Source organism: Comamonas piscis, assembly GCF_014109725.1.
GTDB lineage: Bacteria > Pseudomonadota > Gammaproteobacteria > Burkholderiales > Burkholderiaceae_C > Comamonas > Comamonas piscis.
Genome location: NZ_CP058554.1, coordinates 1,990,825 through 2,006,667, shown reverse-complemented (window position 1 = coordinate 2,006,667; position 15,843 = coordinate 1,990,825). Strand labels below are relative to the sequence as shown.

At 63.5% G+C, this 15,843-nt stretch carries 15 protein-coding genes and 1 riboswitch; of the genes, 7 read left to right on the top strand and 8 right to left on the bottom strand.

Features of this window, described 5'->3' with window-relative positions:
* Positions 1-6 precede the first annotated feature (6 nt).
* Positions 7-1,416, top strand: a complete 1,410-nt coding sequence (locus HS961_RS08910) for a PepSY-associated TM helix domain-containing protein (RefSeq protein WP_182327357.1) — start codon at positions 7-9, stop codon at positions 1,414-1,416.
* 55 nt (positions 1,417-1,471) lie between these two features.
* Here HS961_RS08910 and HS961_RS08905 read toward each other — a convergent pair whose 3' ends face one another.
* The 3 genes from HS961_RS08905 to HS961_RS08895 form a co-directional block, all read right to left on the bottom strand.
* Positions 1,472-2,686, bottom strand: a complete 1,215-nt coding sequence (locus tag HS961_RS08905; RefSeq protein ID WP_182327356.1) for a sugar transporter — start codon at positions 2,684-2,686, stop codon at positions 1,472-1,474.
* Positions 2,687-2,798: 112 nt separating this feature from the next.
* Positions 2,799-3,320 (bottom strand): 6,7-dimethyl-8-ribityllumazine synthase, encoded by a 522-nt coding sequence (locus HS961_RS08900; RefSeq protein ID WP_182327355.1) that lies wholly within the window; start codon positions 3,318-3,320, stop codon positions 2,799-2,801.
* A 92-nt stretch (positions 3,321-3,412) separates the two neighbouring features.
* Positions 3,413-3,571: riboswitch (FMN riboswitch) on the bottom strand.
* 248 nt (positions 3,572-3,819) lie between these two features.
* Positions 3,820-4,950, bottom strand: a complete 1,131-nt coding sequence (locus tag HS961_RS08895) for a branched-chain amino acid ABC transporter substrate-binding protein (protein ID WP_182327354.1) — start codon at positions 4,948-4,950, stop codon at positions 3,820-3,822.
* Between the two features lie 529 nt (positions 4,951-5,479).
* On the opposite strand from HS961_RS08895, the gene HS961_RS08890 reads away from it, so the two are divergent.
* Genes HS961_RS08890 through HS961_RS08880 form a run of 3 tightly spaced genes read left to right on the top strand, consistent with a single transcriptional unit; the run spans position 5,480 to position 7,301 of the window.
* Positions 5,480-5,968 carry a hypothetical protein gene (locus tag HS961_RS08890; RefSeq protein ID WP_182327353.1) on the top strand — a complete coding sequence of 163 codons (489 nt, stop codon included), beginning with the start codon at positions 5,480-5,482 and terminating at the stop codon, positions 5,966-5,968.
* Positions 5,969-6,026: 58 nt separating this feature from the next.
* Positions 6,027-6,494, top strand: coding sequence for a hypothetical protein (locus tag HS961_RS08885; protein ID WP_182327352.1), 468 nt, complete (start codon positions 6,027-6,029; stop codon positions 6,492-6,494).
* 33 nt (positions 6,495-6,527) lie between these two features.
* Positions 6,528-7,301 (top strand): DUF4124 domain-containing protein, encoded by a 774-nt coding sequence (locus HS961_RS08880; protein WP_182327351.1) that lies wholly within the window; start codon positions 6,528-6,530, stop codon positions 7,299-7,301.
* 35 nt (positions 7,302-7,336) lie between these two features.
* Here HS961_RS08880 and HS961_RS08875 read toward each other — a convergent pair whose 3' ends face one another.
* A complete protein-coding gene (locus HS961_RS08875; RefSeq protein ID WP_412101640.1) occupies positions 7,337-8,395 on the bottom strand; it encodes an NAD-dependent epimerase/dehydratase family protein in 1,059 nt (352 codons plus the stop codon).
* A gap of 141 nt (positions 8,396-8,536) precedes the next feature.
* Between HS961_RS08875 and HS961_RS08870 the strand changes: the two genes are divergently transcribed.
* Complete coding sequence (locus HS961_RS08870) at positions 8,537-9,592, top strand: CDP-6-deoxy-delta-3,4-glucoseen reductase (RefSeq protein ID WP_182327350.1); 1,056 nt, start codon at positions 8,537-8,539, stop codon at positions 9,590-9,592.
* 145 nt (positions 9,593-9,737) lie between these two features.
* Positions 9,738-10,706, top strand: coding sequence for a Bug family tripartite tricarboxylate transporter substrate binding protein (locus HS961_RS08865; RefSeq protein ID WP_182327349.1), 969 nt, complete (start codon positions 9,738-9,740; stop codon positions 10,704-10,706).
* A gap of 87 nt (positions 10,707-10,793) precedes the next feature.
* Here HS961_RS08865 and folK read toward each other — a convergent pair whose 3' ends face one another.
* The 4 genes from folK to hda are packed head-to-tail and all read right to left on the bottom strand — an operon-like array spanning position 10,794 to position 14,388.
* Positions 10,794-11,345, bottom strand: a complete 552-nt coding sequence (gene folK, locus HS961_RS08860) for a 2-amino-4-hydroxy-6-hydroxymethyldihydropteridine diphosphokinase (RefSeq protein WP_182327348.1) — start codon at positions 11,343-11,345, stop codon at positions 10,794-10,796.
* Entirely contained in the window at positions 11,342-12,964 is a 1,623-nt protein-coding gene (gene pcnB / locus HS961_RS08855; RefSeq protein WP_182327347.1) for a polynucleotide adenylyltransferase PcnB, read from the bottom strand. Before pcnB ends, folK begins: the two co-directional genes overlap by 4 nt.
* Positions 12,961-13,659 carry an HAD family hydrolase gene (locus tag HS961_RS08850; protein ID WP_182327346.1) on the bottom strand — a complete coding sequence of 233 codons (699 nt, stop codon included), beginning with the start codon at positions 13,657-13,659 and terminating at the stop codon, positions 12,961-12,963. Before HS961_RS08850 ends, pcnB begins: the two co-directional genes overlap by 4 nt.
* Before the next feature lie 33 nt (positions 13,660-13,692).
* Positions 13,693-14,388: a DnaA regulatory inactivator Hda gene (gene hda, locus HS961_RS08845; protein WP_182327345.1), complete on the bottom strand. Its 696-nt coding sequence runs from the start codon at positions 14,386-14,388 to the stop codon at positions 13,693-13,695.
* A 402-nt stretch (positions 14,389-14,790) separates the two neighbouring features.
* Here hda and purM point away from each other — a divergent pair, with 402 nt between their 5' ends.
* Positions 14,791-15,840, top strand: coding sequence for a phosphoribosylformylglycinamidine cyclo-ligase (gene purM, locus HS961_RS08840; protein WP_182327344.1), 1,050 nt, complete (start codon positions 14,791-14,793; stop codon positions 15,838-15,840).
* Positions 15,841-15,843: the final 3 nt, after the last annotated feature.

The following is a 15,843-nucleotide window of genomic DNA, read 5'->3' as shown; positions in this document are numbered from 1 at the left end:
TCCTTGATGTCTCCCTCTTCTCGCACCACCTGGCAGCTGCTGATCCGCAGGCTGCATCTCTACATCGGCCTGCTGGTCGCGCCCTTCATCGTAGTGGCAGCCGCCACCGGCCTGCTGTATGCGCTGACGCCGCAGCTGGAAAGCCAGCTCTACCGCAGCGCACTGCAGGCCGATTCAGCGCCGGGCACCCAGGCCCAGCCGTTGTCGGCCCAGGTACAAGTAGCCTTGCAGTCCTTGCCGACTCCGGCAGTCGTGGTCGCCGTGCGCCCGGCCCCCGATACACGCAGCACCACCCGCGTGATGGTGGCCGATACGGCGCTGGGCCCTTCCGAGTACCGCAGCCTCTTTGTGAACCCCAGCAGCTTGGCGCTGCAGGGCGACCTGACGGTCTATGGCACCAGCGGCGTGCTGCCGCTGCGCAAACAGCTCGATCTGCTGCACCGCCAATTGCTGATGGGCGACTGGGGCCGTACCTACAGCGAGCTGGCTGCATCCTGGCTGTGGGTGGCGGGCTTGGGCGGTGTGGCCCTGTGGTGGTTGTCACGCCCGCAGCGCGCTGGTGGCAACAAGGCCACGCTACCGCCGCTGCGCCGTTGGCACCATGGGCTGGGCCTGTGGCTGCTGGTCGGTCTGCTGTTTCTATCCGGCACGGGCCTGACCTGGTCGCGCTGGGCCGGTCGCCATTTTGGCCAGGCGCTGCAGCACATGGGCTGGCAAACGCCAAGGTTGAATACCGACTTGAGCGTGAACAACGCTGGCGCACACACCCACCACCACCCAGCCGATCCGCATGCGGACCATGCAGAGCACCAGGCCACACCCATGGCCATGCCCGGTATGGCAAATATGGCGGGTATGGCCCCCATGCCGCAAGACTTTGACACCGCCCTGGCACTCGCCCGCCAGCATGGCCTGGCATCCAGCAAGCTGGAGATCCGGCCACCCGCTGCCGCGGGCAAGGCCTGGACGGTGACCGAAATCAACCGCTCCTGGCCCACCGAAGTGGATGCGCTGGCCATTGACCTGGCCAACGGCCAGGTGCTGCACCACAACCGCTTCAGCGACTACCCATTGGCCTCCAAGCTGACGCGCTGGGGCATTGATTTGCACATGGGCAGCTGGGGCGTTCTGAACCAGGTGGTGCTGGTGCTGCTGGGCGCGGGCATTGTGGCGATGGCGGTCACCGGCTGGCTGCAATGGCGCAAGCGCTCGGGCCGCCGCCGTGAGTGGCTGCATCGCCAGCTGACCTTGATCCACCAATGGCGCCAGCTGCCACGCGCCGCGGCGCTGGCCTTGTTGCTGGCAGCCGCCGCCTTGGGTTGGCTGCTGCCGGTACTGGGCTGCAGCCTGTTGGCGCTGCTGGCGCTGGATGCCTGGATCTACCTGCGCCCATCGCCCCAACCCGCGCAACGGTAGGCAAAAAAATGCCCGGCACAGAGGCGGTGCCGGGCAGATGGATCAAGCGTGCAGATCAGTGCGGCACAATCCGCGCTTCCACCCCCGCGGGCGCAAAGCTGCTGCGCCATTGCCAACCGGCGTAGGCGCACCACAGCACCCCCACCAGCGCAATGCTTCCTCCGACCGGGCCGAGGTACTGCAGACCGGCATGCATGCCAATCTGGCTGCCCAGCAAGGCGCCGGCGCCAATGCCGATATTGAAGATACCCGAGAACAGCGACATACCCACATCGGTGGCATCCGATGCCAGGCGCAGCACCTTGGCTTGCAGCGGCAGGACCATGCAGAGCATGACCACGCCCCACACGGCACAGACGAGGTACAGTGCAGGCGGCCAGCGCGTGCTGGGCAGCAGCAGCCACAGGCAGGCCGTCAGCACCGCCATGGCGCTCAGCAAAAAGCCGCGCGGCCAGCGCATGCCATAGCTGCTGAAAAGAATGCTGCCCACAATGCCCATGCCGCCGTAGAGCAGCAGCACCCAGGTGGTGACCTGGTTGTTCAGCCCGGCCTCACGCTGGATCAATGGCTCGATATAGCTGTAGACGGTGAACTGCGCGGTCACCATCAGGATCAGCAAGGCATAAGTAGCAGACAGTGCCGGGCGCTTGAACAGCATCGGAATGCTGCTCAACGAGCCGGCATTCTCGCTGGGCAACAAAGGCAGCAGGCGCCACAGCACCAGCATCACGCCCAAGGCCACCACACCGATGATGCCAAAGGTGGTGCGCCAGCCCAGTGCCTCGCCCACCATACGGCCCAGAGGCACGCCCAGCACCATCGCCAAGGTGGTGCCGGTGGCCAGCAGGCCCAGCGCCTGCGTGCGCTTGTCTTGCGGCGCAATGCGCACCGCCAAGGATGCGGTGATCGACCAGAACACCGCATGCGCCAGCGCAATGCCCATGCGGCTGATCAGCAAGGTGGGGTAGTTCCAGGCCACGGCCGACAAGCCATGGCTCAGGATGAACAACGCGAACACCCCCATCAGCAGCTTGCGGCGCTCAACGTTCTTGGTCATCAGCATGCAGGGCAGCGAGGTCAGCGCCACGATCCAGGCATAGATGGTCAGCATCAGACCGACCTGCTCGGTGGTCATGCCAAAGCTGCCACCGATGTCGCTGAGCAGGCCCACCGGCACGAACTCAGTCGTATTGAAAACAAAGGCGCCCATGGCCAGGGCGATGACGCCGAGCCAGGCCTGGCGGCGGGTTAAAGGTGCAGAGTCGGTCATTGCAATAAAAAAGCCGCTGCTCCAAAGCGGAGAGCGGCTCGCCAGTGTGCCAAAAAATGCTTACCAGCCTGTGATACTCAGGGAAAACCCTTTTATCAGAAATGGGGGCGCCTCAGGCGGCCAAGGTTTGCGGCTGCAGCTGCTGCAATTGCTGGGCCTCCAGCTTGCGGTGCAGTTGCACCGTCGTGGCGCAGGCGCGGGCCAACTCGGCGCCCTTCTTCACAAAATGCTGGTGGAAGAAGTCATGGTGCTCTTGCGAGTCATGGAAGTCGCGGGGGGTCAGCACGGCCGAGAAAACCGGCACGCCGGTGTCCAGCTGCACCTGCATCAGGCCGTCGATCACGGCGGTGGTCACAAACTCATGGCGGTAGATGCCGCCGTTGACCACCAGGCCGCAGGCCATCAAGCCCGCATACTGGCCGCTTTGCGCCAGGCGCTTGAGCAGCAAGGGGATCTCGAAGGCGCCCGGCACATCGTAGAGGTCGACCTGGTCCGCCCGCCAGCCTTGTTGGGCCAGCTCGGCCAAGGCCGCATCGCGGGCCTGGTGGACGATGTCCGAATGCCATTGCGCGCTGACAATCGCCAGGCGCGAGGCTTTGCTGATGGAGTAAGAAATACTGGAATGCTGATTCATGGTTCTACTGTCCTTCAATGACCTGAATCAGGGCGCGCGCAAGCCCGTGGCACAACGCCGCGCCAAAGCGCAGTGCTGCAACAAAAGGCGTGCGCGATTCTCTTTCATCCGGACTGTGACCGTCGGCTCTGGCATCGCACCAGATCTGCTGACCTTGCGCGGCCGTAGACCTTGCAAGCGCTCGCGGGCTGCTGGCCTACCAAGGACCAGATACCGCCGGTGGGGAATTGCACCCCGCCCTGAGAATAACGCTGAACTGCTGCCGGCCTGGCTTTGGAAGCCTAAGCCTGCTGCAGCTCGCCGGCCGATTGTAGAGCGGCTGCGATACAAACACCGTCACCCTGGTTTTTGATGCGCAGGAAACTGGTTTTGCCGCCGGCTTGCTTGCACCAGCCTGCAGCGCAGTACCGCAGTCCAGACAGCAAAAAGCCCGCCTAGGCGTGATGCCTGAGCGGGCTGTGGGGCTGGCAGCAGTTGCGTGCCAACCACTGGAGGCAATTTACTCGCCGATAGGCGTCTTCTTGCCAGCCACGTAGTTGCTCAAGGTGTAGAGCGGTACTTTCAGCTCGCCGTTTTCCTGGAAGGCAATCTTGGCCGTCACACCGCTGTACTCGGACTTGCGCAGTTCAGGCAGGTACTTCTTGGGATCGGTGGAATCGGCACGCTTCATCGCGTCAACGATCAGCATGGTCGCGTCATAGAAGTACGGGCTGTAAACCTGGAACACGCCAGGGTTCTTGGCGTCGTAGCGCTTCTTCCATTCCGTGCCGCCGGGCATCTTGGCCAGCGATGCACCGCCGTCGGCGCAAATCACGTTGCCCAAGGTCTTGGTGCCGGTGGCCAGCTTGGCCAGCTCGGCCGTGCAGATGCCGTCGCCACCAAAGAACTTCACATTGGTCATGCCCAGTTGCACCATCTGGCGCAGCATGGGGCCAGCTTGGGCATCCATGCCGCCGTAGAAGATTGCATCGGGCTTCTTGGCCTTGATGGAGGTCAGGATGGCCATGAAGTCGGTGGCCTTGTCGTTCGTAAACTCGGTAGCCACGATGTTTACGCCCTTGGCGCCCGCATCCTTCTTGAACACATTGGCCAGGCCTTGGCCGTAGGCGGTGCGGTCGTCGATCACGGCCACGTTCTTCAGCTTCAAGGTGTCAGCCGCATAGCCGGCCAGCGCAGCGCCCAGCGCGTTGTCGTTGGCGATGATGCGGAACACGCCGGGGTAGCCAGGGCGGGTCAGCTCAGGGTTGGTGGCCGCGCCGGTGATGAAGGGCACGCCGCAGTCGTTGAAGATCTTGGACGAGGGAATGGCCACGCCCGAGTTCAGAATACCGGCAACGGCAGCGACCTTGTCATCGCAGAGCTTTTGCGCTGCAGCGGTGCCTTGCTTGGGGTCAGCCGCATCGTCTTCCGCGACCACTTCAAACTTGATCTTCTTGCCGCCGATAGTGACACCTTGGGCGTTCAGGTCTTCCACCGCAAAACGCACGCCCGTGACGTTGTCCTTGCCATAGTGCGCCTGAGGACCGGACAGCGGACTCATCGTACCGATCTTCACCACCTCTTGTGCGCTTGCAGCCACGGCCATACCGGCCACCACCAGGGCCACTGCAGCCTTGATACTTTTATCCATTGCGTCGTACTCCATCAAAAGCGTCTGTTGATCGCCACCGGCACCCGTTTTTGCCACCTCGCCACTCGTAATGTGGGCAGCTGAACGGATGCATTACCGAAATCGATAGCGTGACAGTGATTTTTTATCTAGCTAGGCCTACGACGGTATTAGGACAAGTCCTGTAAAAATAGCGACACAGTGGGTTTGAAATAGCATATAAGCGCTGGGCCACGGGGCATTCCTGCCTTTGCTGCATTGCAGCAAATGACCCAAAAAAGTTTGAGGACGACCTGAGCAATAGAAACCATCTGGTACCTCTGCTGACGCGAATTAGCAGTCTGTCTCCAGAAAAAGACGCAGCAGGCTCTGTAAAGATTGGAAAAACACTGCATCGCGGCGACCCGGCGGTCAACCCCCCAGCGTTGAAAAACGTCTTTACATGGAGGGGCCCATGGATACGCTGATAACGAGGTAACGGTTAGCATTGGGAATGGCGTTGGCTGGCTCAAGAGCCATCCCTGCCACAACACAACGAGAGAGGCTCAAAATGAATCATCGTCAATTGCTCAGTATCGCCACCGTGGCGGTCAGCGCACTGCTCAGCACCGGCTGCGTGGCCACCGGCAGCGATGGCTACTACAGTGACGGCGGCTACGGCAGCTATGGCGGCGGCGGTTATGGCTACCAGCAACCTTCGCAAACCATTTATGTGCAAGACCGCTACAACGACGACCGCTATTACCGCGAACGTGACCGGGACCGCGACCGCGCAGCCCGTGAACGTGAGGCCCGCGAACGCGAGCGTGACCGGGATCGCCAGGCCCGTGACCGGGACCGCGACCGTGACCAACGTGCCCGCGACGAAGACCGCCGCCGCGCACTGGAGCGCCAGGCCCAGGACCGCCAGCGCCAAAACAACGAACGCGACCGCAACCGCTTTGGCGAGAGCCGCCACCAGCAGGAATGTGCAGCCGCCGCGCGCCAAAATGCCAGCGGCAGCGACAATGTGCTGACCCCCAGCCGCCCCTGCCGCTGAACCACTGCCAGGCCCGCGCTTTAACGGCGCGGCTCTGGCGCACTAGGAGTTTTTCACCATGCGTACCATTCGTCTCGCAACCATCGGGATCACCGTAGCCAGCGCCCTGCTCTTGGGCGGCTGCGTGGTCGCGCCCGCAGACGGCGTGTACTACGGCGATGCCTACTCGACCTACTCCACCCCGGCTTACGGCTACGGTGGCGGTTATGGCTATGGCTACAACAGCTACCCTTACTACGGCAGCAGCTCGCTGGTTATCCAAAGCTCGCCCACCTATGTGTATGGCGGCGGCCGGCCTTATTACCGGCCCGGCGGCGGTTACTACCGTCCCCCGGGTGGTGGCTATAACCGTCCCGGCTACAACCGTCCCGGCTATGGCAGCAGCCGGCCCCAGCCGTCGCGCCCACAGCAGCTGGCGCCCGGTACCGGCTCCAATTTTGGCCGTCCTTCGGGCGGCGGCCCCCGCCCCAGCGCACCCTCGGGTCGCCCCAATGGCGGCCAATTTGGTGGTCAGTTCCAACGCTGATCGATAGCAGCAACGCTTTCACCGACCTGCACCATGAGATACCCGCAGCTTCGTCACATCACTTGGTACAGGCCCGCCGCATGGCTGGGCCTTTACTGCGTATGCGTGCTGGCTGCCCCGTTGGCCCAGGCCCAAGTCACCCGCTGTGTGGATGCCGGCACCGGCAAAGTGAGCTACACCGATGGCGCCTGCGCCAGTGGCGCCAAAGCCACCGAGATTGAGCGGCGCAAAACTGACGAGGAACTGGCCCAGGACCGCGCCCGCGAGCTGGAAGCACTGCAAGCCAAGACCGAGCGGCGCGAGCAGGAGCTAACCCAGCGCCGTCTGCAAGCCGATGAGCGCGCCGAGCAACGGGAGCAAAGAGCCGCGAGCCGTGGTGCTGCCGGCAACCCGGCCCAGTCCGCTGCTTGCCAGCAGTCGCGGGATCGCTACAGCGCAGCCTCAGAGGCCGCTGCCGACAAGGCCATGGGCAGCAGCGCCTTGCTGGATGCTGCCAAGCGCCAGATGGAACTCGATTGCTTGGGCCCCGAGGCCTACAGCCGCCTGGAAGCCAGCCGCCCTGCGCCCAGCGCCGTTGTACCTGTCGACCCTTACGGCGACCGCTACCCCTATTACCGCCCACCACCCCCCAGGCCACCCGTCCAACCCACGCCGGCGCCCAGCATCAGCCGCTGCGACGTTTTCAAATGCGTGGACTCCCAAGGCTATTCGCATCCGCGCGGCCAGATTGGCGAGACCGTGCGCCCGCCCGCGCCAGGCGCCAATCCACGCAGCTGCCGCAGCCAGGGTGGCAACGCGCCTTGCTAAGGGCGCACTAGATCGAAGGTCTGCTCGTTAGCCTTTCAATCTGCCGCAGCCGCTGGGCCTGCAGGCCCCAATAGATACACCGCCGCCTGCAGGCCGTGGTGCACCGTCTGGTAGCGCAGCACCACACCCAGCTCTTTGCGCATCCGCGTGTTGCTCAACCGCCGCGATTCGCGCATAAAACTCAGCAAGGTGGGGCTCAGTTGCTGCTCCGCCTGCGCCCAGCTGATGCGCTCGGGATGCGGCAAGCGCCACAGATCGGCAGCCAGGTCAAAATAATCGCCCATCGGCATGGCAGAGTCATCGGCCACATTCGTCACCCGCTGGGGCCTGCCCCGCCACAGCGCCCGCTCTACGGCACGCGCCAGGTCATCGGCATGGATATGGCTGGTGTAGACATCGTCCTCGCGCCGCAGCAGCGGCGTGCCGCGCTGCAGGCGCCCCAGCGGGGTGCCGCCCTCGCGGTCGCCCGCATAGATGCCGGGGATGCGCAGCACATGCACCGCAGCACCACTGGCACCAAAGCGCAGCGCCCATTTGCGCAGCTGGCGTTCGGCATCGACCCGGCGCAGCGCGCGGGCGGTGGAGGCGCGCAGCGCATGCGTCTCGCTCACCCATTCGCCATCCCAGTTGCCATACACCCCACTGGTCGAGCCATAGACCACATGCGGCGCCTGGCCCGCTTTGGCCACCAGCGCGCGCAGCAGGTTGCGGCTGCGCAGATCGCGCATGACCGCTGGCGGCAACACACCGGCTTGCGGTTGTGCAGGCGGCGCCAGGTGTACCACCCGCTGGGCCAGGCCCGCCAGCCGGCGCAGGCTGCGCGCATCGTCCAGATTGCCCAGCAAGGGGGTAGCGCCCAAAGCCCGCAGGCTGGCCACCCGCTGCGGCGATGAGGTGAGTGCCCGCACCAGCGGGCCACGCGCGGCAGGCCCTGCGGTGTGCAGATCCTGGCCGGCACCTTGCCACAGGCGCAACAGCCGCTGGCCCACATCGCCGCAGCCCACAATCAGCACCCGCTGGCGCCGAAAACGCGCCGGCAAGGCAGTCAGGTGGGGCTGGCGGTGCCCGCTTCGCGGGATTTGGTTTGAAGGCACAATAAGCTTTCGTGTTTCATCGGGAGGCACATCGCAGTCTAGCGTCTGGCGCGCCTTGCAAAGGCGCATGCCTCCCCCATTTATGCATGCCCAGGCGCTCGCGAGCGCCCTTGTTTTTTGTCGATAAGGAATTTTGCTGCAATGAGCTCTTCGCCCAGCGCGTTTCAAATCTCGGTCCTGCCCAGCGGACGCGCATTTGCCACCCAAGCCTCGGAAGCGATCCTGACAGCCGCCATCCGCAGCGGCGTGGGCCTGCCCTATGGCTGCAAGGATGGCGCCTGCAGCTCCTGTAAATGCAAAAAGCTCAGCGGCACGGTTGTACACGGCCCCCACAGCGAGCGGGCCCTGAGTCCGCAGGAAGAGGCCGACGGCATGATCCTGCCGTGCTGCGCCGTTCCCACCAGCGATGTGGTGATCGAGTCGCGCCATGTCACCGATGAAAGCGCTTTCCCGATCAAGAAGATGCCCGTGCGCGTGCAAACCATGGAGCGCGTCTCGCCCGATGTGGTCAAGCTGCGTCTGCAGCTACCGGCCGCTGACAGCTTTCGCTACCATGCCGGCCAGTACATCGAGTTTTTGCTCGCGGGCGGTCTGCGCCGCGCCTACTCGATGGCCGTTGCCCCGCACCAGCAGGAAACGTCACCAGGGCTGGAGTTGCATATCCGCCACACACCCGGCGGCTTTTTTACCGACCACGTGTTTGGCGCGATGAAGGAACGCGAGATCCTGCGCATCGAAGGCCCGTTTGGCAGCTTCTACCTGCACGAGGGCGACAAGCCCATGGTGTTTCTGGCATCGGGCACCGGCTTTGCACCGATCAAGGCCCTGGTCGAGCACCTGCAGCATCACAACATCCAGCGCCCCGTCACGGTGTACTGGGGCGGGCGCCGCCCGCAAGACCTGTACATGCACGACTGGATGCTGGCGCGCTGCGCCGAGATGCCCCAGCTGCGCTATGTTCCCGTCGTATCGGACGCATTGGCCGAAGATGCCTGGCCAGGCCGCAGCGGCTTTGTACACCAGGCCGTGCTCGATGATTTTGCCGATCTCTCGGGCCACGAGGTCTATGCCTGCGGTGCGCCGATTGTGGTGGATTCCGCCCGCGCAAGCTTTACCGCGCAGCGTGGCTTGCCCGATGACGCCTTCTTCGCCGATGCCTTTGTGACCGAGGCCGACAAGCAAAACCAGATCACTTGAGCGGCTGCGCCGATGGCGCTCTTGTAGCTGCTGTGCGTCACGGTGGCTACACAGCACAGCCGCTACACTAGAAAGTTTCGGGGGTAGTACCTGCGCATCGCAGGCGCTGCGTCGTTATTCACTCTCCTCAAGAAGACTCACAAACATGCAACGCAGAAATATCCTGTTATCCGCCCTTCTGGCCGCCAGCGCCCTTGCAGCACCTGCCGCTTTTGCGGAGCCTGTGATCCGCCTGGTGGTGCCCTATGCACCGGGTGGCCCACTGGATGTCACCTCGCGCATCCTCGCCGAGCGTGTCCGTGACCAACTCGGCACCGTGGTGATCGACAACAAGGCAGGCGCTGGCGGCAACATTGGTGCCGACATTGTGGCCAAGGCAGCACCCGACGGCCTGACCATTGGCCTGTCGGCCACGGCCACGCACGCGGTCAACCCCTGGCTCTACACCAAGATGCCATTCAATGCCGCCACCGATTTCAGCGCCATCACGCAGATGGTGCGCGTGCCCAATGTGCTGGTGATGAACACCGAGCGCGCCAAGGCGCTGCATATCAGCAATGTGCAAGAGCTGATCGCCTACGCCAAGAAGAACCCCGGTAAGCTGAACTTTGGCAGCGGCGGCAATGGCAGCTCCGGCCACCTGGCGGGCGAGATGATGAAGCGCCAGGCCGGCATTTTTGCGGTACACGTGCCTTACCGTGGTGCCAACCCTGCTCAGCTGGCTCTGCTGTCGGGCGAAGTCGATTTCAACATCGACAACCTGGCCGCCGCCTCGGCCAACATCCACAGCGGCAAGCTCACGGCTTTGGCCGTCACCAGCCTGCACGCCAGCCCCATGCTGCCCAATGTGCCGCCACTGGCCGACACCCTCAAGGGCTTTGAGATCGACACCTGGTGGGGCCTGGTGGCACCGGCCAACACTCCGCCTGACGTGATCAACCGCCTGAACAAGGCCTTCACCGATGCCTTGAAGGACCCCACCACCAAGACCCGCTTTGCCAGCCTGATGGCCGAGCCCGTTCCCACCACGCCGGCCGAGTTCGACAAGTTCATGGCTTCCGAGCGCAACAAGTACGAATCGGTGGTCAAGCTCTCGGGCGCCAAGGTCGACTAAACGCCGCGCTGCGAATCCGTAGCGCCCAGCAAAAAGCCCCGCCAGCGTGCAGCTGCGGGGCTTCGTTGTTCTTGGCCTGTACTGGAGTTAGCGCCACCAGACTGGCCCTTGGCTGCGCTGCACGCCCTGCGCCAGCAGCGGCTGCAGTTGCGCGTCGCTGACCAAGGCCGGCTGCAGCTCTTGCAACGGCGCCAGCACAAAAGCGCGCTGCCACATGCGCGGATGGGGCACCTGCAGATCCGGTAGGGCGATCAAGGTGTCCACGTCTGCATAAAGCAGGACATCCAGGTCCAAGGTGCGCGGGGCGTTGCGATAAGGGCGCTCGCGGCCGGCGGCGAGCTCCAGTTGCTGCAGCAGATGCAGCAGTTGTTGCGCAGACAGCGAGGTGCGTAACTCCGCCACCGCATTGAGGTAATCGGGCCCGGAGGAATCGACGGGCCGGCTTGCATACAGCGAGGAGACCGCATGTACGGCCACCCCCGCGCTGGCATGCAGCTGCTGCAAGGCCTGGCTCAAGGCTTCGCCCCGGTCACCCAAATTGGCACCCAAGCCGATCCAGGCCGGCAGCGCCTGCCCTGCGGGTGGCGCTGCATCACCGCTGGCCAAACGCTCGGCACCAGCGGCCAGTGGCTGGTTCATTCCGTGTCGGCAGCGGCGCTGGTACCACCTTCAGCATTACCTGGCTTGCGGCGGCGGCGACGGCGCTTTTTGACCGGCGCATCGACGGCATCCGCATCATCGGATTCAAAGGCCTGCTGCGCGACCTGGTCCAGGCTGGAGGAGGAGCCAGCTTCTTGCTCGCCGCCAGCGCTGCCAGCGCCGCCGCTAGCTGCTGCGGGCTTTCGAGGGGCGCGCTTGGGCTTGGCTGCGCCAGTCTTGGGCTTGGCACGCTGCTCTTCGCGCACCTGGGCAATCAGGTCTTCGCGGCGGGCCTCATCGGCCTGCTGGAACTCCTGCCACCAGTTGGCCAGTGCCTCGTCCACTTCCGCCACATCGGCACGCAAACGCAGAAAATCAAAACCGGCACGGAAGCGTGCCTGCGCAATCATGCCAAACGGCGTGCTGCCTGTGCGCTTTTCAAAGCGCGGCTGCATCACCCAGATCTCGCGCATATCGGCGGCCAGCTTGCCCCGGCCTGAGACATCGCCAATGCGATGGTTGAACACATCGTCAATGGCATCCTGCAACGCAGGGTGCGGGTGCTCACCGCGTGCCATGCGGCTGTCCCAGCCGGTTTTTACGTCCTGCCACAGCACGCAGGCCAGCAAAAAGCTCGGCGCAACGCTCTTGCCTTCGGCCACACGGCGGTCGGTGTCCATCAGCGCGGCCTGCACAAAAGGCAGGTTGGCACGGTCCACCACTACATCGAGCAGCGGATAGATGCCCTTGGCCAGGCCCAGATGGCGCAATTGCTCGATCGATGCCAGCGAGTGACCGGTTTGCAAGAGCTTGAGCATCTCGTCAAACATGCGGCTTTGCGGCACTTCCTGCAGCAGCTGCGCGCACTCGACCAGGGGCTTGGCCGTCTTGGGATCGATGGTGAAACCCTTCTTGCTGAGCTTGGCGGCAAAGCGCACCGCGCGGATGATGCGCACCGGGTCTTCGCGGTAGCGGGTGGTCGGGTCGCCAATCATGCGCAGCACCAGCTTTTGGGCATCGCGGATGCCCTTGTGGTAGTCCACCACGATCTGGGTCTGCGGATCGTAGTACATGGCGTTGACGGTGAAGTCGCGCCGCGCTGCGTCCTCGTTCTGCGGGCCCCAGACGTTATCGCGCAGCACGCGGCCGCTTTCGTCCACCGCCAGCTTCATGCCCGCCAGCGCGGCCCGGCTGGTCTTCTCGTTGCCCTGCACCTGCTCGGCCTTGGAGCTGTCCAAAAACGCACGGAAGGTGGTGACTTCGATCACCTCGTTCTCGCGGCCCCGGCCGTAGACCACGTGCACGATGCGGAAGCGCCGCCCAATGATGAAGGCGCGGCGGAACAGGCTCTTGACCTGCTCGGGCGTGGCATTGGTGGCCACGTCAAAATCCTTGGGGCGCAGGCCCAGCAGCAGATCGCGCACGGCGCCGCCGACGATATAGGCCTCAAAGCCAGCCTCTTTCAACGTGCTGCAGACATCTACTGCCCGGCGGTCGACCATCGCGGGGTCGATCTTGTGGACATCGACGCCCACCTCCTCGCGCTTGCCAAAGGGGTTCTTGGGTTTGCTGGCGGCAGTAGCCTTGCCCAGCAGTTTGTCAATGATATTTTTGATCATGCGTGAGGCTCCAGCAGGTCCAGAATGCGCCAGCCGCGCTCGGCGGCCAATTGGCGCAGGCGGTCGTCAGGGTTGGTGGCCACAGCGGTGTTGACTTTCTCCAGCAGTGGCACGTCGTTCATCGAATCGCTGTAGAAAATGCTGTCTACAGTGTCCCAGCTCAGGCCGCGTTCGGCCATCCAGGCTTCCATGCGGGTGACCTTGCCAGCGCGCATCGTCGCCACGCCATCGATCTCGCCGGTGATCCAGCCCGAGGCATCGCGCGCCAGGTTGACGGCCAGCAAATGCTCCACCCCCAAGGCCTTGGCGATGGGGCGGGTGACAAACTCATTGGTGGCGGTGACGATGACGACCGTGTCGCCGGCATCGCGGTGCTGCTGCAGCAATGCCCGGGCCGCCGGCTGGATGTGCGGCTCGATAACCTCTTGCATGAAAGCGCGGTGCGCCTCATCGGCCGCCTCGGGGCCCAGCTTGCGAATGGCCTCGGTGGCAAAGCGCACATAGGCATGGATATCGAGCGTGCCTTTTTGGTAATCGGCAAAGAAAGCGGCATTGCGGCTGCCAAACTCTTGCTTGTCGCACCAGCCCTTGCGCAAGGTGAACTCACCCCATTCGTAGTCCGAATCGAGCGGCAGCAAGGTGTGGTCCAGGTCAAAAAGCGCAAGCCGTGTGCCGGCGCCAGCAGGGTTATTCATTCAAAAAAATCTCGGTTGGTGCTGCAAGACCATTCATTCGGTCTCCAGCATGTCCTTGAGCAACGGTATCGTCAGGCCCCGTTTGTTGCGCAAGGCAAAATTGTCCAGGTGGTCCAGCAGTTGCATCAGGCTGCCCAAGTCGCGTGAAAAGCGCTTGAGCATGTAATCCATCACATCATCGCTCAGTACCAGGCCACGTCGTTTGGCTTCATCTTTCAACACCCCTCTGCGCTGCGCTTCGCTCAGCAGGTGCAGCTGGTAGATTTCGCCCCAGCCCAGTCGGGTGCGCAAATCATCGCGCAGTTTCAAATCGGAGGGCGGCACATCGCCCGCCGCCAGCACCCAGCGCCGCGCACCCGTTGCCGGGCTGGTGGCATTGACAAACCAGTTGAACGCCGCCGCCTGCTGCACCGGGTTGTAGAGGTGTACCTCATCGAGCACCACCGCCGACCAGCGCTCGTTGAAGGCGCTGGGAAATCGGGTACCGGCATCGAGCCAACCCACCGGCGCGCCCTGCTCACGCAAGGCCTCGGCCACCGCGCGCAACAGATAGGTCTTGCCGCAGCCCATCTCACCCCAGAGGTAGGTGGGCACGGTCGAGCGCGGGCTATCCCAGGCCTCATTGACTTGCGCATGCAGATGCGCCAGCGCGGCCTGGTTGGATCCGGCAAAAAAGCGGTTCAGGTTTGGCCCTGGTGCCAGACCCAGATCCAAAGCCATCTGCTTCATGCGCGCGCTCCGACCCACGCCCCTGCCCGCCGTGCAGTGGGCACAGCGCAGAGGGTTATCAGAGAAGGGGAAATCTCACGCATGGCTGCGTTCAATACTCGAAAGCGGTCAATTCGGTTGGCGCGGCGCGCGCCAACATGGCGCTTTTGCTCGGCCATGCACAGGCGAGGCCCATACATGCAAACCCAATGATTTTAGTCGGTAGTCATGGCCGTGCGACACAAAAGACCTATGGGCCGCATTTATGCATGAAATCGGCCACAAACTGCTGCCTATATCCATTCCTATATCGGTAACAGTGCTCTGCGGACGGTCATTCGCCCCCCTCGGGTATGGCTTGCGGCATAAAATCGACGTTTCTGGCCCCGCTGGGGGTCAGCTTTATTGCCTTTCTAGTCCCTCATGAGCTCCTCCAATTCCTCCACCCCCCTCTCATACAAAGATGCTGGCGTTGATATTGACGCAGGCGACGCGCTGGTCGAGCGCATCAAGCCGCTGGCCAAGAAAACCATGCGCGAAGGCGTGATGGCAGGTATTGGTGGTTTTGGCGCGCTGTTTGAAGTGCCCAAGCGCTACAAAGAGCCGGTGCTGGTATCCGGCACAGACGGCGTGGGCACCAAGCTGCGCCTGGCATTTGAATGGAATATGCATGACACCGTGGGCATTGACCTGGTGGCCATGAGCGTCAACGACGTGCTGGTGCAAGGCGCCGAGCCGCTGTTCTTCCTCGACTACTTTGCCTGCGGCAAGCTCGATGTCGACACCGCAGCGGCGGTGGTCGGTGGCATTGCCAAGGGCTGCGAGCTGTCGGGCTGCGCGCTGATTGGTGGCGAAACCGCCGAGATGCCGGGCATGTACCCCGATGGCGAGTACGACCTGGCCGGCTTCGCCGTTGGCGCTGTCGAGAAAAGCAAGATCCTGACCGGCCAGAACGTGCAAGCTGGCGACGTGGTGCTGGGCCTGGCCTCGCATGGCGTGCATTCCAACGGCTTCTCGCTGGTGCGCAAGTGCATCGAGCGCGCCGAAAGCCAAGGCGGACTGCCCGAGACCCTGGACGGCAAGCCTTTCAAGAACGCCATCATGGAGCCCACGCGCCTCTATGTGCTCAACGTGCTGAAGGTGTTGGCATCGCAGCCTATCAAGGCGCTGGCTCACATCACCGGTGGCGGCCTGCTGGAGAACATCCCCCGCGTGCTGCCTGACGGCCTGGGCGCGCACCTGGTCAAGGGCAGCTGGCCCCAGACCGAGCTGTTTGCCTGGCTGCAAAAGACTGCCGGCATCGACGACATCGAGATGAACCGCACGTTCAACAACGGTATCGGCATGGTGGTGGTCGTTCCTGCAGAAAGCGCACAAGCGGTGCAAGACGCTTTTGCCGCGCTTGGTGAACAAGTGTGGTCGATTGGCAGCATTGGCGCTCGCGGCGCGGATGCCGCCGTCACGGTGCGCTAAGCT